Source organism: Enterococcus sp. LJL51 (assembly GCF_049894025.1).
Taxonomy (GTDB): Bacteria; Bacillota; Bacilli; order Lactobacillales; family Enterococcaceae; genus Enterococcus_L.
The window spans coordinates 1-20,900 of the sequence record NZ_JBNEQE010000021.1 but is presented as its reverse complement, the minus strand read 5'-3'; the positions used below and the strand labels follow the sequence as shown (position 1 = coordinate 20,900).

Annotated in this window: 24 protein-coding genes, 2 pseudogenes and 1 riboswitch; of the genes and pseudogenes, 19 read left to right on the top strand and 7 right to left on the bottom strand. The window is 37.8% G+C overall.

What is annotated here, in order from left to right; all coding sequences use genetic code 11:
* From ACPWSO_RS15785 to ACPWSO_RS15770, 4 genes are all read left to right on the top strand, one after another.
* A complete protein-coding gene (locus tag ACPWSO_RS15785; protein ID WP_426084546.1) occupies positions 1-1,410 on the top strand; it encodes a PTS sugar transporter subunit IIC in 1,410 nt (469 codons plus the stop codon).
* Positions 1,411-1,442: 32 nt separating this feature from the next.
* Positions 1,443-2,783, top strand: a complete 1,341-nt coding sequence (locus tag ACPWSO_RS15780; protein ID WP_426084545.1) for a 6-phospho-beta-glucosidase — start codon at positions 1,443-1,445, stop codon at positions 2,781-2,783.
* Between the two features lie 273 nt (positions 2,784-3,056).
* The gene (locus ACPWSO_RS15775; protein WP_426084544.1) at positions 3,057-3,527 is read left to right on the top strand and encodes a low molecular weight protein-tyrosine-phosphatase; all 471 of its coding nucleotides are present in this window, start codon (positions 3,057-3,059) and stop codon (positions 3,525-3,527) included.
* An 87-nt stretch (positions 3,528-3,614) separates the two neighbouring features.
* Positions 3,615-3,890: a hypothetical protein gene (locus ACPWSO_RS15770; protein WP_426084543.1), complete on the top strand. Its 276-nt coding sequence runs from the start codon at positions 3,615-3,617 to the stop codon at positions 3,888-3,890.
* An 87-nt stretch (positions 3,891-3,977) separates the two neighbouring features.
* On the opposite strand, the gene ACPWSO_RS15765 is transcribed toward ACPWSO_RS15770, so the two are convergent.
* Positions 3,978-4,733, bottom strand: a complete 756-nt coding sequence (locus tag ACPWSO_RS15765) for a class A sortase (protein WP_426084542.1) — start codon at positions 4,731-4,733, stop codon at positions 3,978-3,980.
* A gap of 216 nt (positions 4,734-4,949) precedes the next feature.
* On the opposite strand from ACPWSO_RS15765, the gene ACPWSO_RS15760 reads away from it, so the two are divergent.
* Entirely contained in the window at positions 4,950-5,732 is a 783-nt protein-coding gene (locus ACPWSO_RS15760) for a hypothetical protein (RefSeq protein WP_426084541.1), read from the top strand.
* A 66-nt stretch (positions 5,733-5,798) separates the two neighbouring features.
* Here ACPWSO_RS15760 and ACPWSO_RS15755 read toward each other — a convergent pair whose 3' ends face one another.
* Both ACPWSO_RS15755 and ACPWSO_RS15750 read right to left on the bottom strand, forming a co-directional pair.
* Positions 5,799-6,182 (bottom strand): DUF1622 domain-containing protein, encoded by a 384-nt coding sequence (locus tag ACPWSO_RS15755; protein ID WP_426084587.1) that lies wholly within the window; start codon positions 6,180-6,182, stop codon positions 5,799-5,801.
* Positions 6,183-6,325: 143 nt separating this feature from the next.
* Entirely contained in the window at positions 6,326-6,709 is a 384-nt protein-coding gene (locus ACPWSO_RS15750; protein ID WP_426084540.1) for an ACT domain-containing protein, read from the bottom strand.
* Positions 6,710-6,852: 143 nt separating this feature from the next.
* Positions 6,853-6,952: riboswitch (TPP riboswitch) on the top strand.
* A 55-nt stretch (positions 6,953-7,007) separates the two neighbouring features.
* On the opposite strand from ACPWSO_RS15750, the gene thiT reads away from it, so the two are divergent.
* Positions 7,008-7,616 (top strand): energy-coupled thiamine transporter ThiT, encoded by a 609-nt coding sequence (thiT, locus tag ACPWSO_RS15745; protein ID WP_426084539.1) that lies wholly within the window; start codon positions 7,008-7,010, stop codon positions 7,614-7,616.
* 171 nt (positions 7,617-7,787) lie between these two features.
* Here thiT and ACPWSO_RS15740 read toward each other — a convergent pair whose 3' ends face one another.
* Both ACPWSO_RS15740 and ACPWSO_RS15735 read right to left on the bottom strand, forming a co-directional pair.
* A complete protein-coding gene (locus ACPWSO_RS15740; RefSeq protein WP_426084538.1) occupies positions 7,788-8,549 on the bottom strand; it encodes a CAMP factor family pore-forming toxin in 762 nt (253 codons plus the stop codon).
* A 611-nt stretch (positions 8,550-9,160) separates the two neighbouring features.
* Positions 9,161-9,526, bottom strand: a complete 366-nt coding sequence (locus tag ACPWSO_RS15735) for a hypothetical protein (RefSeq protein WP_426084537.1) — start codon at positions 9,524-9,526, stop codon at positions 9,161-9,163.
* A gap of 187 nt (positions 9,527-9,713) precedes the next feature.
* Between ACPWSO_RS15735 and ACPWSO_RS15730 the strand changes: the two genes are divergently transcribed.
* Positions 9,714-10,448 (top strand): C39 family peptidase, encoded by a 735-nt coding sequence (locus ACPWSO_RS15730; protein ID WP_426084536.1) that lies wholly within the window; start codon positions 9,714-9,716, stop codon positions 10,446-10,448.
* A gap of 418 nt (positions 10,449-10,866) precedes the next feature.
* Here the strand turns inward: ACPWSO_RS15730 and ACPWSO_RS15725 are convergent.
* Positions 10,867-11,004: pseudogene (locus ACPWSO_RS15725) on the bottom strand (transposase); the annotation flags it as partial.
* A gap of 93 nt (positions 11,005-11,097) precedes the next feature.
* Between ACPWSO_RS15725 and ACPWSO_RS15720 the strand changes: the two are divergent.
* The 12 genes and pseudogenes from ACPWSO_RS15720 (at position 11,098) to ACPWSO_RS15665 (ending at position 20,203) form a co-directional block, all read left to right on the top strand.
* A complete protein-coding gene (locus ACPWSO_RS15720; protein WP_426084535.1) occupies positions 11,098-11,316 on the top strand; it encodes a hypothetical protein in 219 nt (72 codons plus the stop codon).
* 345 nt (positions 11,317-11,661) lie between these two features.
* Entirely contained in the window at positions 11,662-12,117 is a 456-nt protein-coding gene (locus ACPWSO_RS15715; protein ID WP_426084534.1) for a DUF1310 family protein, read from the top strand.
* Positions 12,107-13,366: a hypothetical protein gene (locus tag ACPWSO_RS15710; RefSeq protein ID WP_426084533.1), complete on the top strand. Its 1,260-nt coding sequence runs from the start codon at positions 12,107-12,109 to the stop codon at positions 13,364-13,366. Before ACPWSO_RS15715 ends, ACPWSO_RS15710 begins: the two co-directional genes overlap by 11 nt.
* Positions 13,363-13,731 carry a hypothetical protein gene (locus tag ACPWSO_RS15705; protein WP_426084532.1) on the top strand — a complete coding sequence of 123 codons (369 nt, stop codon included), beginning with the start codon at positions 13,363-13,365 and terminating at the stop codon, positions 13,729-13,731. Before ACPWSO_RS15710 ends, ACPWSO_RS15705 begins: the two co-directional genes overlap by 4 nt.
* A complete protein-coding gene (locus ACPWSO_RS15700; RefSeq protein WP_426084531.1) occupies positions 13,728-14,006 on the top strand; it encodes a hypothetical protein in 279 nt (92 codons plus the stop codon). The genes ACPWSO_RS15705 and ACPWSO_RS15700 overlap by 4 nt, the downstream gene beginning before the upstream one ends.
* 511 nt (positions 14,007-14,517) lie before the next feature.
* The gene (locus ACPWSO_RS15695) at positions 14,518-14,658 is read left to right on the top strand and encodes a hypothetical protein (RefSeq protein ID WP_426084530.1); all 141 of its coding nucleotides are present in this window, start codon (positions 14,518-14,520) and stop codon (positions 14,656-14,658) included.
* 179 nt (positions 14,659-14,837) lie between these two features.
* Entirely contained in the window at positions 14,838-15,401 is a 564-nt protein-coding gene (locus tag ACPWSO_RS15690; protein ID WP_426084529.1) for a DNA-3-methyladenine glycosylase I, read from the top strand.
* Between the two features lie 284 nt (positions 15,402-15,685).
* Entirely contained in the window at positions 15,686-16,531 is an 846-nt protein-coding gene (locus tag ACPWSO_RS15685; protein WP_426084528.1) for a class I SAM-dependent methyltransferase, read from the top strand.
* Positions 16,532-16,783: 252 nt separating this feature from the next.
* Positions 16,784-17,344, top strand: a complete 561-nt coding sequence (locus ACPWSO_RS15680) for a helix-turn-helix transcriptional regulator (RefSeq protein WP_426084527.1) — start codon at positions 16,784-16,786, stop codon at positions 17,342-17,344.
* A gap of 207 nt (positions 17,345-17,551) precedes the next feature.
* The gene (locus tag ACPWSO_RS15675) at positions 17,552-18,172 is read left to right on the top strand and encodes a GyrI-like domain-containing protein (protein WP_426084526.1); all 621 of its coding nucleotides are present in this window, start codon (positions 17,552-17,554) and stop codon (positions 18,170-18,172) included.
* A gap of 177 nt (positions 18,173-18,349) precedes the next feature.
* Positions 18,350-19,272 (top strand): annotated as a pseudogene (locus ACPWSO_RS15670) (helix-turn-helix domain-containing protein).
* Between the two features lie 10 nt (positions 19,273-19,282).
* Positions 19,283-20,203 carry a helix-turn-helix domain-containing protein gene (locus ACPWSO_RS15665; protein ID WP_426084525.1) on the top strand — a complete coding sequence of 307 codons (921 nt, stop codon included), beginning with the start codon at positions 19,283-19,285 and terminating at the stop codon, positions 20,201-20,203.
* A gap of 610 nt (positions 20,204-20,813) precedes the next feature.
* Here the strand turns inward: ACPWSO_RS15665 and ACPWSO_RS15660 are convergent.
* A complete protein-coding gene (locus tag ACPWSO_RS15660; RefSeq protein WP_426081163.1) occupies positions 20,814-20,894 on the bottom strand; it encodes an IS3 family transposase in 81 nt (26 codons plus the stop codon).
* Between the last annotated feature and the right edge of the window lie 6 nt (positions 20,895-20,900).

Sequence of the window (20,900 nt, the reverse complement as noted above, 5' to 3'; positions counted from 1 at the left end):
ATGAGTATCATGGACAAATTTAACCAGGTCGCTGAAAAAAGCTTACTGCCGATTGCCAACAAGCTGGCAGCACAACGCCACTTGTCAGCGCTTAGAAATGGAATGGTTTCTTCCATCCCATTATCTATCTTAGGCGGTGTCAGCCTGATCATTGCTACACCTCCGTTTAACCCGGAACAGATGTCTCAGAGGAATGTACTGACGAATTTTCTGTCCGTATGGTATGACTGGGCTCAGGCTAATGCTTATACACTAAAACTGCCTTTTATGATGAGTATGGGACTGATGGGATTATTTATCGCTTTTTCAATTGCTCATAATCTGGCTGAGGAATATGGCATGCCTGCACTAGATGCATCGATTGTATCAACAGTTACGTTTTTACTGGTTAGCTCGCCGGCATTTTCCGGAGTTCCTTTAGACAAGCTGACGGAGAATATGGCAGTAGAAGAGTTTAGTCAGCTAGGGCTGCTTAGTTTGCCAATGCAGTATTTAGATGCAAAAGGAATATTCACTGCAATTATTGTAAGTATCAGCTGTGTGGAAATTATGCGTTTGTTAGCGGAGAAAAATATTCGATTTAAAATGCCGGACGGCGTTCCACCTGCTATTGCTGCTTCTTTTGATGCCATTCTGCCATTGTTCTTATGTACGGGGCTTTTTTACGGTGTTAGCTTGCTGATTCAAAATATTACAAATGGAGAATTGATTCCTGCGATGATCATGAAGCTTTTAGCACCGGCAATGACCGGTTTGGATTCGCTAGTAGGCATCTGCCTGATTACCTTCCTGGCGCAGTTATTCTGGTTCTTTGGTTTACACGGAGCCAGTATCACCCAGTTTGTTCGCTTACCCTTCATGAGTGCTTATATTGTAGCGAATGCGACAGCTTTTTCTCAAGGAGAGGCTATTCCTCACTTCTTTACTCAGCCTTTCTGGTCGTATATCATCGCGATTGGCGGTGGAGGCTCTACACTGGCATTGGCGATACTGATGCTTCGAGCTCGTTCAGGACAAATGCGGCAGCTTGGGAAAATATCTATTATTCCCTCACTGTTTAACATTAATGAGCCGCTGATTTTCGGTACGCCGCTCGTTCTTAATCCAATTATGATGCTGCCATTCATTTTTGTTCCAGTAATTAACGCTATCTTTGGCTATGCTTTCATGTATTTCGGCTGGATTGGTAAAGGTGTGGTGGAGACACCATGGACAACACCAGCGCCGATAGGGGCTGCGTTAGGAACGATGGATATTCGGGCGGGGCTGTTTGTTATCGGACTCCTGCTTGTTGATTTGCTGATTTACTATCCATTTTTCAAGGTTTTAGATAAACAGGCTGTTCAAGTAGAAAAAGAAGATGAACAGGAAATGCTGAAAGCTAAAGGAATACAGACTGAAACAATCTAAACAGACAACTTTAACTAAAGGAGAGACAGCACATGTCAAAAGATGCATTAAAAATCGTTACTATCGGCGGCGGTTCCAGCTACACGCCGGAAATTATTGAAGGCTTTATTCAAAAGAAGCTGGATGGTTTACTACCAATCAAAGAAATCTATTTAGTTGATATTGAAGCAGGAAAAGAAAAATTAGAAATTGTCGGTGGATTAGCAAAACGGATGGTTGAGAAAGCACAGGCAGATATCACCATTCACTTGACGCTGGATCGTAAAGAGGCATTAAAAGATGCTGATTTTGTTACCACACAGTTTCGTGTAGGACTGTTGCCGGCAAGAATTCGAGATGAAAAAATTCCTTTGAAGTATGATTTAATTGGGCAAGAAACAAACGGTGCTGGCGGAGCGATGAAGGCACTCCGCACCATTCCGGTAATTTTGGATATTTGTCGTGATATGGAAGAATTGTGTCCGAATGCTTGGCTGATTAATTTTACTAATCCTTCAGGCATCATCACTGAAACGGTACTTAGACATTCTTCTATTAAGGTAGTCGGCCTATGCAATATTCCAATTGGGATTGTAAATAAGATAGCCAAGCTGTATGAGACGACACCGGAGAATGTTTCTGTAGAATTTTCTGGATTAAATCATTTCGTGTTTGGGAAAAACATCTATGTAAATGGCGAAGATGTAACATTGGATGTTATTGAAAAAATCAAAGATGGAACAGAAATTTCTGCGAAGAATATTCCGAATTTCTCTTTTCCGGCTGACGTTCTTGACTCCATCGGCATGATTCCAGCTGGCTATCTGAAATATTATTATACTCGGGAAAAAATGCTGGAGGACTGTAAGCGTGCAGCGAAAGAAGAAGGTACTAGGGGGGAAGTAGTGACTCAGACAGAGAAAGAGTTGTTTGAGCTATATAAGGATCAGGAACTAGCTGTAAAACCAAAACAACTGGAGGAACGCGGCGGCGCACATTATAGTGAAGCAGCTGTCAATTTAATTGATTCCATCTACAATGGCGACGGAAAAATTCATTATGTCAATGTTCGTAATAATGGGACAATCTCCAGCCTTCCTGAGAATGCTGCTATTGAATGTAATTGTGTAGTGACACATCGCGGGGCGTTGCCGGTGACTGTAGGAGAGCTGGAAACTAGCGTTAGAGGACAAATTTCGTTAATGAAAGCTTATGAAGAATTAGTCATTGAAGCAGGAGTTACTGGCGATTATCTGGCGGCACTCAAAGCTTTAACCATTAACCCGTTAGTCAATGATAGTGATAAAGCTGGTGCGGTACTGCAGGATATGCTGTGGGCGAATCAGGAATATCTGCCACAGTTTAGTCAATGGTTTGCAGAAAACAAGGAATAGGTATCTAAACACTATAAAAACTTTTTGTACAGCTTTTCCGAGTGCTGAATAGCCGTAGGGATAAAATGATAAGTTCCAATAGTAAGAGTGAGTTCACAGAAATTGTTCTTTAGATTTCTGTGAATTCTCTTTTATTTTCAGAGGAAACTCTAAGGGTTACAGTGAGGCCAAAATTTTTCCACAGTTTAGGTAGTCGAAAGGCTTTTTGAAGTATTTTACAAAGGGACTTGAAGTTTGTTATGCTGAAGGAAAGAGAGCTTGGGAGGAATGAAGATGATACGTGTATTATTTGTCTGTTTAGGCAATATTTGCCGTTCACCAATGGCTGAAGCGGTAATGAGGGAGAAAGTTAAGAAAGCTGGTTTGGAGGAAAAGATTCAAGTGTCCTCTGCCGCAACCAGTGGATGGGAAGCAGGAAATCCGCCGCATCGAGGAACGCGGCAGATATTGGAGGCGCATGGCATCTCTGTTGATGGGCTGCGGTCGACACAGATTAACCAACAGGACTTTGTGGTTTATGATTATATTATCGGGATGGATTATAGCAACTTGACTGATTTGAAGAGAACAGCACCAGCAGGCAGGGAAGAAAATATCCATCTATTTATGTCTGTCGTTGAGCACCAAGAAGAGACAGAAGTTCCTGATCCTTACTATACTGGAGATTTTGAGACGACATATCGAATGGTGAATGAAGGAACCACAGCCTGGCTGGAACACTTGAAAAAAGAAGCGGGAAAATAAAAAAACTCATACTTTTTTACGTGATAATCTCAGTCCTAAGGAGGATGTAATTTTATGAGCAACCTTTTACAATAAAGGAGTAAGCTTATGAATGCATTATCAGAGCTGGAGAATTTACGAATGGAGGATGAAAACATGCGGTCATTTAAATCAATCGTTTTTGAACTGTCGCTCTTTTATCTGTTATTGGCAGTTGGATTGCCTTTAGTGTATGCTGTGACTTATCATCTGCCCATGATGGGTATTTTCTCGCTGGAATGGTTATTTGCCTGTGCAGCGGTCTACCCGCTTGTTCTTTTGCTGTCAGCCTTTCGCTACAGCTACCAGCGGCTTAAGCATGGCTATCAGAGAAACAGCCATTGATTATTGGATACGAAGAGTATCGTCCATTTAAATAAAAAAAGGGAGATAGCTGATTTGTTTAGTCAATCAGTCTGTCTCCCTTCTTGTTTATTTGTATAGGCGCTGTTCCATTTGGAAAGCAGTCAACATATCATCCGTAGCGTCTGCTATTGGTGTAGTAGCTTCCAACTCCGCTTGAACAGCAATCCGTGTGATTGCCTGAATGTCGCCGCAGGTAATCAGTGTTAAAATATTTTTCCCTTCAATATCGTCGATTAGCTCAACTCGGGAAGGATCAATCTTTTCTTTATAAAAAATCTTATAGGTAAACACATTAGTTAAATCAGTTAGATAGATGGTTGCGCCAATTTCTACATATTCTAAAGGAGAAAATAGCGAAACCCCGTCCAGTGTTCTATGACTGGCTAGTGCGTAGTTTCTTTTGCCCATCTCCTGATCTTCCTTCATCGTTCCGGCACCTGTGAGCAGAGCGACATTGGAAAGCCCCTTGAAAATTGGCAGATTGATTTCCACGCTTGGAACAGCAATACCGCCGACCACTGGTAAATCTTTGTTTTCAAACTGTGCTTTGATAACAGCTTCTGTGCTGATTGACTCAACAGAGTCAAAATCAAAAGTAGTATCGGCCTTCAGGTTCTTTGCAACATCTTCCTGAGTAACTCCATCCAGGTTATAAGATTTGCCGTTTTGCTGGATAAGAAAGTTTCTAATTTGTGTATTGAAAATCAAAGCTAAACCGACAAGTAAAAGTAAAACCAATAAAATATTGATTAGCCAGTTGCTTTTTTTCTTTTTCTTCTTTTGTTTTTTTGGCGCAGCTGACGCCCGTTTCTTTTTACTCATTCGTCACACTCCTATTTTTTTATAGTGTATCATATTTTATATGTAAACCCCATAAATTTAATTAAATTTAAACTAAAAAAGGTACTTTAAAATAAAATGAAATGTGACTGAATTATCTGCTTTTGTAATTGAATTTTAAACAAAAAGAAATAAGCTTTTTTATGATAAATAATGTAAAATGGAATAAGTAGAAATCCGTGAAGGGGTGATTGGTAATTGTTGGATTTAATTTATGTACATGTGGATATAACAAGCAACGCAGTTTTATCCAAAGGAATAACGCATTATGATTTTGTCAGATCTGTCGTACATAAGCCGAAAAATCTTCTTTTGCTGAACCCTTATGCAGAAGATGGTGAGTATGAAAGACATAGCGGTCTGAAAATTATTCGCGGATTGGACAATGTGAATCAGCATTTTTCTGATGCAGGCCGCAGAAGAAAAGGAGAAGAGATCAAGTGGATGGATTTTTCTGACATAGCGATGCTGAAGGAATTAACGCCTCTTGAAATCTCAGAGCTGCTGTATTTTGGGCACACCAAAACCAGTCTGCATTCACCGTTCTTTTATAAATTGCAGAATAACTTTGTCTTCTTTGAGTTTGCTGATCAAATGACTAGAGTTTATTATCGCTATATTGATGAATTCTATCAGATTTTAGCGGATAAAATCAGTAGTGTCATCTTAGAAAAGGTTAATGACAAAAAAAGCTTTTTCCGCAGAGGTGTTTCTGTAGATAAGCTTAGCAGTGATCTGCTAAAGGAAATGAAGCCAATTTTACAGGAAGGCGTAGTATTCTGTTTTCAGAATATTGAACAACAGGGGAAGGAATACCGCATTCCGATTTATATGATTGAGGACTCTTTGTGGAAAACGAAGAATTATGCCTATAAAGAAGACCCGATAATCGCTTCTTTAGTCTATAATACAGGAAAACGAACATGGCATTTTGAAAATAATGGGGAAGCCTTAGATATTCAACTGCCTAAGCATGCCTAGAAAAGGTAGAATATAAAAATGCAAAAGAGACTGGTGCTTGGTAGCCAGTCTCTTTTTTTGAGAAAATTAGTTTTGCTGTTTTTTTTCAAGTGTAGTGGCTGTCTCCGTTTCATTCTTTTCGGCATCTTCAATTTCTTTATGGAGAAAATAAGAGATGACCGTTCGAATGACGACCAGAGCAGCCAGCTTGGAAATATCTTGGAAGGTTGGTTTAATGACAGACTCAATGATATCCGCGGCAATCAGGATTTCCAAGCTCAACAGGATATAACTGCCGAGAAAGTTTTTAATCAGGTTATTGTTTTTAGCAATCAGCAGCTTTTGACTACGATCCAGGCTGCTCTTGAAAAAATCGACAGCAGCGATAACTACGCCCCAAATCAGAACGATGATTGCGAGAACGTTCAGACAAAGAATAAATAAATCAAAGAAGGGTGTTAGTTGATTCATAAGTGTTTCAGCCAAATGAGACAATGGAAGACCTCCTTATCGTTTCGTAAATAGTGTTGGTTGTCTGTTTTTTTACAAAAAAAGGATGAAGCCCACAGGCAGCTGTCCTTTGAGTGACGATTCCTATCAATAGCAGTAAATGGCTAGTTAAAGGTGTGACCAGCTTGAATCAGTGTTTGGAGAGCTCTTTCTTTTTCGGTGTTTTTTATTAACAGATAATCTGTATTATACGTTGAAAGGGCAAAAATAGAAATTCCCTGCTCCGCCAAAGGATTAGCCAGCTGGGTTAAAATGCCTACTAGAGAAAAATCCAGTTCACCGACGATTTGAATGATGAACCAACCGGAATCAACGGCAGTAGCCTGATTAGTATTTAAAGAATCGGTCGGTACGACAAAAGAGCATTCATCATTTGTATAGGTTATACTTTTGAAAGCCGTCAGAGAATTGAATGCTTCAGGGATTTCATAGGTAGCTGGAAATTTTATAACTGAGTAGTCCAGCGTGTCGTGAAGTTTTAATTCCATGTAAAGAACTCCTTTTATAGAGATGTTTTTGTTTTAGTCTATCATAGATGAAACAGCAGGGACAAGAAGCAATGTAATTTACAAGTGTTTTTCTTTATGCTAGACTGGGTTTGTCTTTAAACAGACAATCAATTGAATAGAACACCATCACATAGGGGAGCTTTACAGCTGAGAATGAGGTCACTCTAAACCCTTGAACCTGTTGCGTTAATGCGTGCGTAGGAAGTTGTGATGGAGTAGATAGATATACTCCTCCTTTGTTGAATGGTTCGTTCTAATTTTAAGGGAGGATTTTTTTATGTCGAAAAAAATGGATTTACGGGTTTGGATTGAGGGAACAGTAGTTGCAGCAATGGCGATGGCACTTTCCTTTATTCCGCTGGAAACGGCAAATGCCGCCTTTGATTTATCATTGGGGATGATTCCGTTAGTCTTGTATTCCTATCGGAGAGGGGTTCTGCCAGGACTTACGTCAGGGTTTATCTGGGGGCTTTTAAGTATCGTACTTGGTTCAGCGATGAAAAATTTTATTTCTGTGCCTCAAATCATCTTTGAGTATCCCTTTGCCTTTGCATTTGGCGGTATGGGCGGCTTATTTGCGGACAAGATTCAAGCAGCTGTTTCAAAAGGAGAGAAGGCTAAAAGTATTCGTTTTATTATTTTAGGGAGTATAACTGCAGTAGTTTCCCGCTGGTTCTGGCATTATTGGGCAGGAGTTTTGGTGTGGGGCGCCTATGCACCGGCAGGCATGAGCCCGTACTGGTATTCTTTGGTATTTAATGGGGGCAGCGCCATTGCCAATACTGTTCTTGTGAGTGTTGTTTTAGTTCTCGTTGCAAACCTCGCTCCTAGGTTGTTTCTGCCCAAAAACGGACATTATATAACTAGTCAGTCCCAAAACAAGTAGGAATTGATAAGAGGACATGCTTGTTTGAAGTTTTCTGTAGGATATTTATAAAAAAATCTCAGTTAAATAACTAAAAGCTCCCGTAAAGCCCCTTTTAGAAAGAGTCTTTACGGGAGCTTTTTTTAATTCAGTTGTAACTATTTTCAATCTTTATCTGGAAATAAGGGGAATTTATTTTGCTTGGCTTACTGCAAAAGCAAGAGCGTCTTCCAAGCTCTGGATTGAAGCATAAACGTCTCTAACTGTTGATTTAGGGTTAAGCTGAACAAAAACAGCTTTTGTTATTACTTTATTTAGATTGTTGTATACAGCAAAAGGAACCTTTCCAAGCACTTTTTTATCACGCTCAAAACGTGTATGCCAAATGGCATCACTTAATTTTTGCTTCACAGGTGCGGTAGCTGTTGAGTCTAAATCCAAGTCAGGATATGCGGCAATTTTAGCCATTAACTGCTGTAATGCAATGATTTGCTGTTTAATTTCACTTGTAGTGGCAAATGGGTCAGCAACTTTTATAATAGCCCGTGTAATTTCTACACCAATCTCCCGATGAGCCTGTTCAACCTTGTTCTCTAACTTTTCAACAGAAAATGCGATAGCATTTCCGATTTCTACAATTAGCTCTAACCGAGCGCCGATACTATCAAGATCATAGATGGTTACTGAGTTGAAACGCGCACTTTTAGCTGGTAGATTCACATCATGCTCAATGTTTTCTATTACTGGAAGTAACTGATTAACTTCATCTTCATAAGAGGTTCCAGCAACTTTCTCTTTTAAGTCTTCTAGTGCATATTTTTCTTGCTGGACTGTTTCCACTTGTGTTTGTGCAGCAGTCTGACTCTCTGCAAATGCAGGCTGACCTGCTGAGCACGCAATACCCATTCCTAACATAATCAATGCAAATGTGTTTACTAATTTCACTTTTTTCATTTAAATCCCTCCAAAATTTTTTCCATTGAACTTAATCATGGTTAAACGTAATTATAATTAATTTTTTTGAAAATTACAATCTTTTCTTACATTAAAATTAAAATATTTTTTATTATAACAAATAAAAGCGTCTTAAAGGGGGTTGGTTTTATTTTGAATAGCTTCAATATAAATGATAGCGCTACCATTTTCGTAGGTAAAACATCGTCGCTTAGTGCCAATCAAATCCATCCATGTGTAGCTAGACCCGGAACATGTGATGTCTTAATAGATGTAAAATTAAGCAACTTTTGTAGTGTGCTCATTAACTTGTTTGCCGTGACGGCTTCCTAAATAACAGGGACTTTAGGTCCACCGTTGGCGTTATAAAAAGAAGTAGTTTTCAGCAAGCTCAGTTTAGTTAATGAATCAGGTTCTTCGTTATTTATTTTCCTCCTTTCTTATTACATAACAAGTATACCATTTAATTATAAAATAGTAAAAACCTTTATTAATATTGTGTTTTTTCATATATACCAATTTAAGGTTTTGTTTAATTGGAAATAAAAAAGCTGTTTTCTCATAGGGGAACTATGAGAAAACAGCTTTACATTTATATCTTTATATACTTGCTATTTAATCTGACGTTTATCAGAAGTAGTTAATCGACTAATTCGTTTGATATGCTCTACAGCAATCATTCGAATTTGCTGTGAATCTTCTTGAGAACGCAGCATAACTGTATCCGTAATATTTTTTGAAACAATCCACCCGGAAACTGTTTCAAACTTTTGGGAAGCCGGACTTTCTTTCAGTTGAAGGACAACAAGACTTTTTTGTGCAGCCGCCAACTGTAATTCTTTCAGAATTTTTTCCAGCTCTTTTGATTTTTCTTTTTTATCTTTACCATCCTCTAAAAGAGCTGAGAAGAAATTTTGAGAAGATTGGGTAATGAGTCTGGAAATACTTTTCATTGTTGATTTATGTTTGTTATCCATTCTTCTACCTCCTTCATGTAAAGACACCTTGCATAATACTATATCTATTCTAACCAAATTTCTCTTGAATTTCAAGAAAATATGTTCCCTTTTCTCATTAGATTTTCTGTTGCTTTTTTTTCTCATTTCTGTAAGATTAAGAGAGAGCCTCTTAAACGAGGAGACATAGAAGAGAGTGAGCGTATTTATGCAGAAAATAGAACCTAAGAAACTGATAATAGGATTATTGGCAGCTGCAGCGTTACTAGGTGCTTTGCTAGGGAAAGCAGCTCCAATGGAAGCGGGATTTTCAAGTCTATTCAAAAAAGAAGTGCCGGTTGAAAAGAAAAAGACCGAGGAAAGTACCCAGGAAACACAGGAAGTACAACCGCTAAGTTATGTGGAACAAATCAATCAAGAGATTCAACAGGATAAATTTGCAGGAAGAATTAAAGTGCCGCTGATTTTACAGACAGATGAACGTTGGAAAGCAACTCCGTACGGCACTGGTGAAAATAACACGTTAGAAAAAAATGGTTGTGCCATAGTATCTCTGGCGATGATTTCTTCTTACCTAGATGGGGGAGATGTTCAGCCGCAGGCTATTTTGGATTGGTCTCAAAGCAACTATTTCATTGAAGGACAGGGAACAAATTGGACCATATTTTATGATTTTGCTGTAGCAAAAGGCTATATGTATGAAGAATTGAGTGATATGAGTATGGTGGAAAATCATTTGAGTCAGGGACACCCAGTACTCATTTCCGTGCAGCCGGGAAAATTCACTGAAACTGGTCATATTATGGTTCTAACAGGGGTTAGTGACGGAAAATTCTGGTTGAATGACCCCAATGACTCCGAGACGAAGGGGCATTCAAGAACCCAGTACACAGCTGAAGAGCTAGGAAATGAAGCGTTGAATTACTGGGCAATCTATAAATAGCTATTGATGTATATGAGCATGCAAACCGGCAAGCTCGTATCAAAAAATTAGATAAACACCGCTATGTATTACTGGCGACAGGGGAGATCAAAGAGTTTCAATTGCAATCTGAAACTCGAGCAGATAATGAAAATTCGTTACGTCAGACGTTTAAAAATCTGGGTTATCAGATTAATGCCAATTTCACAGGTGCAAAAATGAGCTGTTTTTAACGGTGACATTTCGTGAGCGTGTATCTGATGTGAAAGAAGCGTCGAATCAGTATTTTAACTTTCTGCGTTGTTTTGAGCGTGCTTCTGCGCATTTAGGTACATTACGCATGTTATCCGGGCTCATTGTCAAATCGGGCTGATGAGTAGAAAAAAGAGGTTGGTTGTTGAAAGAGAAAGACTTTCGATAACCAGCTTCTTTGTTCGTTCATTTTCATCAAATCGTTCATAAGAAAAATCCGTGTTTTCATATTTTGAAAGGATTTAAAACCATAAGAGACACGTTTCAATGTCTTTATATGAGTATTCATAGCTTCCAGCTTCCCATTTGAATACGGATAAATCAGCCATTTACTCTCTTACAAAGAGAGTAAATGGCTGATTTGCCTTTAGAAGATTTAGGTATCCCTTAGCGTGTCGATAACTATGAACAGGCTATTTTGGAGGAGGAATATTTCGACAATGAAACTGTTGATTTATTGGATGAATCGTTGGCGAATACAAGAGGGCTTCACACGACAAAATCGAACCCCAGCAAAGCGGTAATTAAAGGCGGACGTTTGCGCTTTTATCCGAGTGGTACTCGTTTGTTTAACTGTGTAAATTGTATTGAACCAACACGTCGAGAAATGTCGTATCAGCGATTTAAAGAGGTTTAGGGGATAAAAACACGAATTTAACTTTGCGGAAAAGTGTAAAAAATGAGGATACGGAAGCCAATTATTCTTCTGTATTGGTGAAAGAGCAATACAATAAAAAGGCGTGCTGTCCTGACGGCTTATTAGCTAAAATAGCTCTATGTCGAGAAGAGTTAGCCCATATCTCAAAAAGTGATTGGTATTATTCACGCTTAGGAGGGGCATTGTATGAGCTGAAAAAGCGAGCCTATCTGAGAAAGTTAGAACGTGACTATGTAAAAAAATCAGAAAAGGGCATAGGCTTATTTAAGTGTATCTTTTTGTATGGTAAACTAAATTATTATATACAAAATAGGAGAAGTATTTATGACTGAACATAATAAAGGTATGGAAGAAGAACCGCATATTTCTGAAATAAGAAAAATTAGGAAAAGTGTTTTTTTCAAGCTTATTGGATTGGTTTCGTTAATTATTATAGGACTAGGAGTGAAATGGTATATGGATGAAAAGCAATTTCAAGATGAGATGACAAAGGTGGTTGAGGAGAATAAATTTTTAGTAGATGAGTGGTTAAAGCAAAATGATTCCTTGTGTAAAATCAAGACTGTTGAAATTGATTATTCTACTGTAAAGCATAATCCTATGGGAGGAATAATGGTTCAAGGGTATGTAAATAATGATGAGGAATTAGCTTTTTCTGTTGGTTTTAGAAAATATGTACAGGCTGAGACAGAAGAATATAGCGATGTTGAGCTTATTCCTGTAAGAATATCAGCAGATTTAGATGATTATCTAGGCGAAAGTGGTGTTTATGATGAATAAATTTACCGATAAAGATAGAGAAAATATTGCATGGAAGCAATACTCTGATTATGAAGTTGGAGATAAAGTTCCTGTAGAAAATATAGGTTCAATAGGCTATGTATCAAAAGTAGTAAATAATACAGAGACTGGCGAACAAACTTATATTGTGACAGATAAGAAATTACCTACTAATCCCACACAAGAAGAATTAGCTAGTGTGACAACTGTTACTGTGTTGTATCGAGGATCTACTGCTCCGTCGTTGCAGACAATGAATCCAATGAACAGTGATATTGGAGATGTTTGGAAAGACTGGGTAACGAATGATGCTGCTATTGCAAAACAGATTCTTTCAAATGAGTTTACAGGACCGACTCCTCAATTGGTTTCTTCTGCAAAAACATTGAATGAACAAATGGCATTATATGAGAATGCTTATTTTGATATTTATGGGCATTCATTAGGTTCAATGAACGGTCAATATGCGCTCTCTGAAAGTAAATACTCAGATCGTATTCGTAGTGCTTATTTGTATCAAGGGCCGAATATTTATGGTTTATTGACAGACGATCAAAAAAAGCAAGCCGATAAATTACGAGATCGTGTATTTAATTATGTGGATATGAAAGATTATGTGCCAATTGGCTACGGCTTGAAAGGAATAGGAATGATTATTCCTGTCGATTCAAAAGAAGATGTTGGGCTAATTGACCGCCACATGTGGGGTGGCTATGATTATGATCAGCACGGAAATTTACGTGTGCCTCAAGGAAAAATGATTGCGGTGCGAACGGCACAGACAAAAATATTTATTCAAGGACAGATGAATCTGTTAGCATTACTTGAGCAAAAATTGAAAACAAGCGGTGGTGGGTTGTCTTCTTCGGAAGAAATTTTTATAGATAGTCAACGAGTGTTAGCGATTGTTGACGGTATTTACCAGTTGGTGGAACAGGCAATCAGTAACTTAGAAATAGAGTATAAACAAGAAATCAGCGCAATTGAACCGTTATGGGAAGAAACTCTTACAACTGCCCGAAATGTAGGGGCGCATTTGGAAGAAGGAGAAATACTCTCTGCATTGTCTGCCGGAGGTTGTACGAAGAGTACGCTAGTTACAGAACCTATTTCTGATTTAAAGAGTGATTTTGGAGAGATAGAGGCAATTGGGGCAGATTTTATTTCATTAGCCAATCAAATTCAATCCAGTGTTGCTCAGCAGTTGGCTACTGATAAAGACTTAGCTAGACAGGTGGGGATTGGATGACGAAAGAACAAGAAAAACAATCGATACCCCTTGCACTAGAAGACATTGAAACAGATTATTTAGCTAACCGTCGATATTATGAAGATCAGGGTGAACAATTGATGTATGAACGAAATCAGGTCAATCGTTCATTGGATGAATTTTCAGATTCTACAGCGTATTATTTACGTAAGTTTGGTGTAGAAGAAAGTGAACTCTTGTCCTCTATGCGATTGATTGAAAATGGACGAGAGGAACTTATGCATGAGATCCAAAGAGAGCAGCAACGAGTAGATGATGTATTAGAAAACCACAGATTGAGGTATCAACGAGAAAGAGATAATTTAGAAGAACAGTTGTATGAGATAGGACGAGAAGAAGAATGACACAAGAAATGTTGGATATTGCAGATTTAAAAAAACAAATGGTTAAACAGATGGAAAAGATGATTATTCAGACCTCGATTGCAAGTACAGCTCTTGCAAAGGTAAAAACGAAAAAAGATAAGCTAAAGAAAAGTAAGACAGATACTTTAGCCGTTACTAAAGGAAGCATGGACGGTATAACAAGTGATTTGTCTAGTTCGCTCAAAGGATCATGGGGAACGAAAGCAAAAGAAAGTTTAGCAAGAAATAGCGAAAAAATGACAACATTGTCCTGATCTTTTCGTTTTGCGAGCAGAGCAACATGATAACATATGGCGAAAAATTGGGGTTGGGGTGTGCCCTAAATTTCCAATTTTTTTGTAAGTGTATATGCACTTGCTATGCTTGCCAGAGACAAAAACATGAGGATTAAGTTGTATAAGTGAAGCAGTTTATTACTTTCAGCAGAGTGTGTTATCGGCAATAGTCGCTAGTAGAAAAGCGGAATGATAAGCAAGGTATTGTGTCCATGGTAAATCAACGTAGAGAGCCTGTTAAGTACTCTAAGAGGCTTTAAGGAATGGACGGCTAAAAGAAAGACCTCATGCTCTTGAATCCCCCAACCCATTGTTGGGGCTGCCGTCGTAGGTCGAATGGCTAGAAGCCATGAGATAGTGGTTTTTGTTCGTTTTGGCGCACAGAGGCGAAGCGACCCGATCCCCTTAACTTGATTCTAGTTAAACAATTATCCGCGAGACATTTTATGCTACACTTTTATAGACTATTTTTAGGAAGGAGGGGAGTATTTTGACTGTAGAAATGACTGGTTTTTTAATTCAAGATGAACATATGGGCACAGTAACACAAATGAACCATACTTTGGAATTCCAATACATGGAACAGTTGGCTCTTTATTGTATAACTGAAAAAACCAGAAGAATTTTCTAAAGAGAAACTGCTTCTGAGTGTTTGAGTAAAATCCGGCATTCAGAAGCTGCAGCAGTCTCAGTGTCTTTATTCTGTTTTTTTTTTGACGTTGTATCGCTTTCTTCATAAAAAAGTATAGTTCGCGTATGCAAACGTACGTTCTTGTGGTATCCTAAATAAAAGGATAACGGAGGTAATCTATGAAAACTGTACGATGTGAGTGGGCAAACACTAGTGAATTGGACCAAACATATCATGATGAAGAATGGGGTGTACCTGTTCATGATGATCAAAAGCTCTTTGAATTTTTATTATTAGAAAGCATGCAGGCTGGTCTGAGCTGGTCAACAATTTTGAAAAAAAGAGCAACGTTGACAGAGGCATTTGATCAATTTGATTATAAGAAGATTGCATCTTATACGGAACAGAAAGAAGCGGCGCTGCTTCAAAATCCAGGTGTTATCAGGCATAAACTAAAGATTGCAGCAGCAATAACCAACGCTCAAAAATTTATAGCTGTTCAGCAAGAGTTTGGCAGCTTTGATCAATATATTTGGTCATTTGTTGACTACCAGCCGCTAGTTAATCACTGGCAAGAAGCAAACGAAGTGCCAGCTTCGACAGGACTATCAGATAGAATCAGCAAGGATTTGAAAAAAAGAGGCTTTAAATTTTTAGGTACCACAACAGTTTATGCATTTATGCAGGCAGCAGGTCTTGTTGATGATCATTTACCCTATTGCTTCAAACGAGCTGCCACATAAACAGGGTTTCATTTTTAGAAAAATTCTGTTAAACTAGTTGAAACACAAAAATAAGGCTGGTGAAGCATCCGATTTCTTTTGATTCTGTATAATCGGCAGGATAAAAGTTATTGGAAACGAGTAGATAAAATCAATTGAACAAGCAAAAAACATTCTCAAAGGGGATGCTTATTTAGGCTTGCTTCAATGGTTTTATTTACTCTAGCTGAGCCTTTTTCTAAGCTGTAGAGTAAATAGACTCTACAGCTTTTTTTGTGTTTTATTTTATTTAGGAGGGAAAGGAAATGACAAAAAGACAAGTAAAGGACTATAGGCTGCCGCAGGCCTATGAAAAAGGCAATGGAAATATCTGGAATGATTCCTATATTTCCCAACAGCTGTTAACGGCACATTTAGATCCCGATTTTGATGGTGCTAGTAGAAAAGCGGCATTTATTGATGCTTCTGTAGATTGGATCGAAAAAGAGTTTCCTGTTAAACAATTTTCAAAAGTGATTGATTTTGGTTGTGGTCCGGGCTTATATGCAGAACGCTTAGCTAAGAGAGAGTATCAAGTAACAGGCATTGATTTTTCTCGGCGGTCGATTACAAAAGGGCAGCGTAGGGCTGAAGAACAGCGGTTGGGGATTAAGTATATTCAAGCTAACTATTTAGAGTGGCAACCGTCTACAGCGTATGATTTAGCCCTCTTCATTTATTGCGATTATGGAGCACTTAATGAAGAAGAACGTAGGAAAACATTAGCTGTAATCTTTGATTCTTTGAATGAAGGCGGTCAGTTACTGATGGATAACTTTACAATCAATCAGTTAGCAGAAGTCCAAGAAAAATCACAGTGGAGTTATTGGGGAGAAAGCAGCTTCTGGTCAGATGGGGAGCATATTGTTCTAAGTCGAACAAAGAAATATAGCGGAAATCTTGTTTTAGATCAAGCGATTGTTAATACGAATGAACAGCAAAAGATATACAATATCTGGAAATACTTTTCAACTAGGGAAACATTGCTCGGAGAGTTAGAAGCAGCGGGTTTTGTAGTTAGAGAGTTCTATGAGAATGTTGCAGGAGCTCCTTTTAATGTGAATAGTGAAACAGTAGCAGTCATCGCAGAAAAGCCCGGAAGCCTGGATTAAATAATAGAAAAGAATAGAGATAAAATAACGTGATTTTATTAGTAAGCTATTTGTTGACGTTAATAAAATGTAGAAAAATATTTGTTCATTTGTTTAGAAATAAAAAGCAAGAAAAAATCCCAAATTTACAGGAAATACTGATATAATAAGCTTGTCAAAAACTTTTATCACTGTTTTTTCTTCTTTGTCAAAGAGATTTGGTAGAAAGAAGATATATTATTGGCTATCTTTAAGGTGTCGAAAGGAGATTTTATGAAAATCAGTGAGCAATTAAAAAAACATCGAAAAATAAAACAGCTCTCTCAAGAAGGGTTAGCTGAGGTCGTTCATGTTTCCAGACAAACCGTTTCGAATTGGGAGACAGGACGAAGCTATCCTGATTTGCAGAGTCTGCTTCTGCTTAGTGATTATTTTGAAGTCTCTCTTGACGAATTAGTGAGAGGAGATGTTCCAATGATGAAAAAAACAGTAGAGGTAAGAAAGATGAACCATTTGGCGTGGGTGATGTGTGGAGGCTTTATCCTGATGATTGCCTTAATGCCCTTGGTAAAATATTATGGCTGGTTAGGAGCCGTGGGTCCCGCTATTGGCATGAGTATCATGCTGGGAGCCGCAGTTGCGATTGAACGCCTGAAGAAGAAGCATGATGTTCAAACCTATTCTGAAATATTAAGTTTTATGGAGAATAAAGAAATGACGACTGAGCAGGTTGAAAAAGAACGCCGCCACCTGAAACGGCAAAAATGGCTGTTGGCTTTGGGGTCAGGAATTCTAACAATCATTCTTCTTTATATTGTATTAAAAATTTTCTAAAGTATCTAACATGTATCGCTGAGCGGTCTTCTCGGATTAGGGGAAGTCGTAGGCTTCTTCTTTAGCCAGATTCTAGGAGATAGGGCATAGGATTGTCTTATCTCCTCTTTGTTAATTCTATAATAAACAAAATCTCTTGACTCGTTCCTTAAGGTCATAGTTTATAATAGGACTATACAAAAACAAAGTATCAGGGAGGGCAAACATATGAAGCATGAATGGCGCAAAGAAGAAAAAGAATTGTATTTTCCCAAGAAAAAACCGATGGAACTAACGATTCCTAAACAAAAATTTTACACAATTACTGGGAAGGGAAATCCAAATAACGAGCAGTTTGGTATAGATACTGGAGCATTATTTGCTATGTCGTGGGGAATGAAAATGATGCCGAAGAGTGGCTTCATACCAGAAGGCTATGAGGAGTATGTAGTATATCCATTAGAAGGTATCTGGACGCTAAACAAGGAAGATGTTCGGCCGGATGGCACATTTGATAAGGAAGATTTGATTTATAAGCTGATGATTCGCCAGCCGGATTTTGTCACTGAAGAAGTAGCGTTGATGAATATCGAGCAGGTGAGTAAAAAGAAACCTAGTTCCAGTAACAACAGCGTAAAATTTGAAGAGTTGGAAGAGGGACATTGTGTTCAGATTCTTCATGTGGGTCCCTATGATGATGAGCCGGAGAGCTTTGCTAAAATGGATGTGTATTGCGAGCAAAACGGTTTGACTCGCAGAACCCTAGCACATAAAGAAATTTATTTAAAGGACGCAAGAAAAACTGCCCTCGAAAAGATGCATACCGTGTTGCGATACTATGTTGAATAAGTAATAGGATGCCTAGATTGATTTAGCAGGACAAAAGCAGTAGCCGTCAAACAGCTGCTGCTTCTCTTTTATATCAAGGCTAAAATACTGAAATACATAGAGAAAATGGTCAATAGGTCAGCAAGCTATTGCTTCTTGTTTTCAATTGTTTTATAGTCGAGAAGAGGGGGTGAAAATGTGGAAGACATTAAAGATCAATTAGGAAAGAAAATTAGGAAGCTGCGGGAGGAAAAAGGCTTATCCCGGGCAGAATTTTGTGATACGGAAGCTGAGCTGACTGTTCGCCAGCTGGTTAGAATAGAGGCGGGAGAATCATTGCCAACACTGCCTAAGTTAGATTTTATAGCCAAACAGTTATCAGTTCCTGTTAGTCAGTTGATTGATAAAGAACATGTTGAATTACCAAAGAGATATTTACAACTAAAACATAGATTATATAGACTCTCTACCTATAATGAAAAAGAACGACTTTTAAAACAAGAAAAATATTTTAGTGAAATATATGAAAATTATTATAGTCGATTACCTGAAGAAGAACAGTTGGCTATTGATGTACAACAAGCTGCGATGGATGTCCATTTAACCGAAAATGCAGATTTTGGTGAAGGGCTACTTAATGACTATTTTTATCAAATTATGCAGAAAAAAAATATACAACAAACGATTTGTTGATTATTAATCTGTATTTTCATTGTATCTTTTATAATAATTATGACGAAAAAATATTTATATTAATTGTTAGTAAAGTAGTAGATCAACTAGCAATTTTTATGGAAACTGAATTGTTTTTGTTAAGTAAATTATTATTGACAGCAGTTACTGTAATGGAAATTAATAATAGGTATGAAAAAATGATTGAGATTGTTTCAGTTTCCGAAAGGATTATGGAGATAAATCAAGATTTTCAAAAGAAACCTGTAATGGATATGATTGAAGGAAAATACTATCTTCATTCCCAAGGAAATATAAAGATAGCGAAACAGAAATATCAAGAAGGAGCTCAATTAGCACAATTACATGGAGACCAAGTATTAAGTGAAAAGATTATGCTGGAATGGGAGAGCGATCTCGAAATATTCCAAACCAAGAAGGATAAGTAAAGGTGGCGCTATGGAAAATATTAAGGAAGAGTTGGGTAAGAAAATCAGGGGATTACGGGAATCCAAAGGCTTATCCCGGGCAGAATTTTGTGATACGGAAGCTGAGCTGACCGTTCGTCAGCTGGCACGGATCGAGGCTGGCGAGTCTTTACCAACCTTGCCTAAGCTGGGGTTCATATCAAAACAGCTGTGTGTTCCTATAGGTCAATTAGTTGACGAAAGGCATGTGGAGTTGCCTAGAAGGTATGAGCAGTTAAAGGAAAAGCTATATAAAATGTATACATATAAAGAGGAAAAATTGGTAGGAAAAAAAGAAAACTATTTTTTGGAAATTTATGATACTTATTACGATAAACTTCCGGAAGAAGAGCAGGTTATAATTGATGTTCAACAAGCGGTGATGATAATCCACTTAACGAAGGAGGCAGCTTTTGGAGAGGAGCTCTTGGAAGATTACTTTTCTCAGTTACTGTTAAAAAAGAACTATTCAATCAATGATTTGCTGATTATTAATTTATATTTTCATTATATCCATTACAAAGATTATGATGAAAAGACATTCAACTATTTATTTGATAATTTGGTAAATCATATAGAGGATTACAATCAAGCTGAGTTAATAGTATTAAACAGAGTGGCATTGACAGCAAGTAGTATCTTTTTGGAATTCAATTATCATGATAGACTACTTGATGCAATAGATTTTTTGAATAATATTATACAGGTCAGTCAAGATTTTCAAAAAAAACCTATAGTAAAAATGTTGGAAGGAAAATACTGGCTTTTTTCTCAAAAAAACTGGAAAAAGGCTGAAGATAAATATAGGGATAGTATTCAGTGTGCAAAGCTTTTTGGTGATAAGGTTCTAAGCGATAAGCTGCTAAAGGAATGGCAGGATGACTTGGAACGCTTTCGCAAAGGAGAGTTTTAGTAAAATAGAAAAATAATAGCTATCGAATCAGCAAGAAGCCCGAAACATAAGACCTCCTAAAATCTTATGCTCCGGGCTATTTAGAATATACATCACTTTTAGCTGTTTAGTGCTGATTTGTCATGATTAGTACAAATAGATTGTAGTAAGTGAGACAAATAACAGTAAAGGCAGCCGCTGTCAATCATCATATGTGAAGCGTATTGTTCTTAAAACGGATCTAAACAACTTTTTTATTTTTTACTCTTTCCCCAACTATTTACTTGAATCAATTTGTTTTCTTTTACCTGCCTCCTTTTTGTGAAGATATATCAGCATTTCTAAAAAGGTCCTGAGAAATGCTGATTTTATTAGGGTTTTTATAACGCGTAAACGACTTTTGGCGTTTTTTTAATTATATGTAAGGGCTGCTGGATTGTAAATGACATCGATGTCATAGGAGGAGAATCAAAATAAGTTTGGAATATAACTAAATATCCAAACTACGTCTGCTCTACCATCCGAATCAACGGAGGACAGAAGCAGCTTACTACACTTCGTTACGATAGCATCAAGAGGTTGTGAGAAAAGGGCACTGACCCCCAAAAGTGAGAGGGCAAAAGAGAGGCGATTAAACGGTCTGTTTTCGATAGGCTATCGGTGATAGATAACCCAACTTCCGTTGAATTCTATGGGTATTATAATTCTTAATGTAATT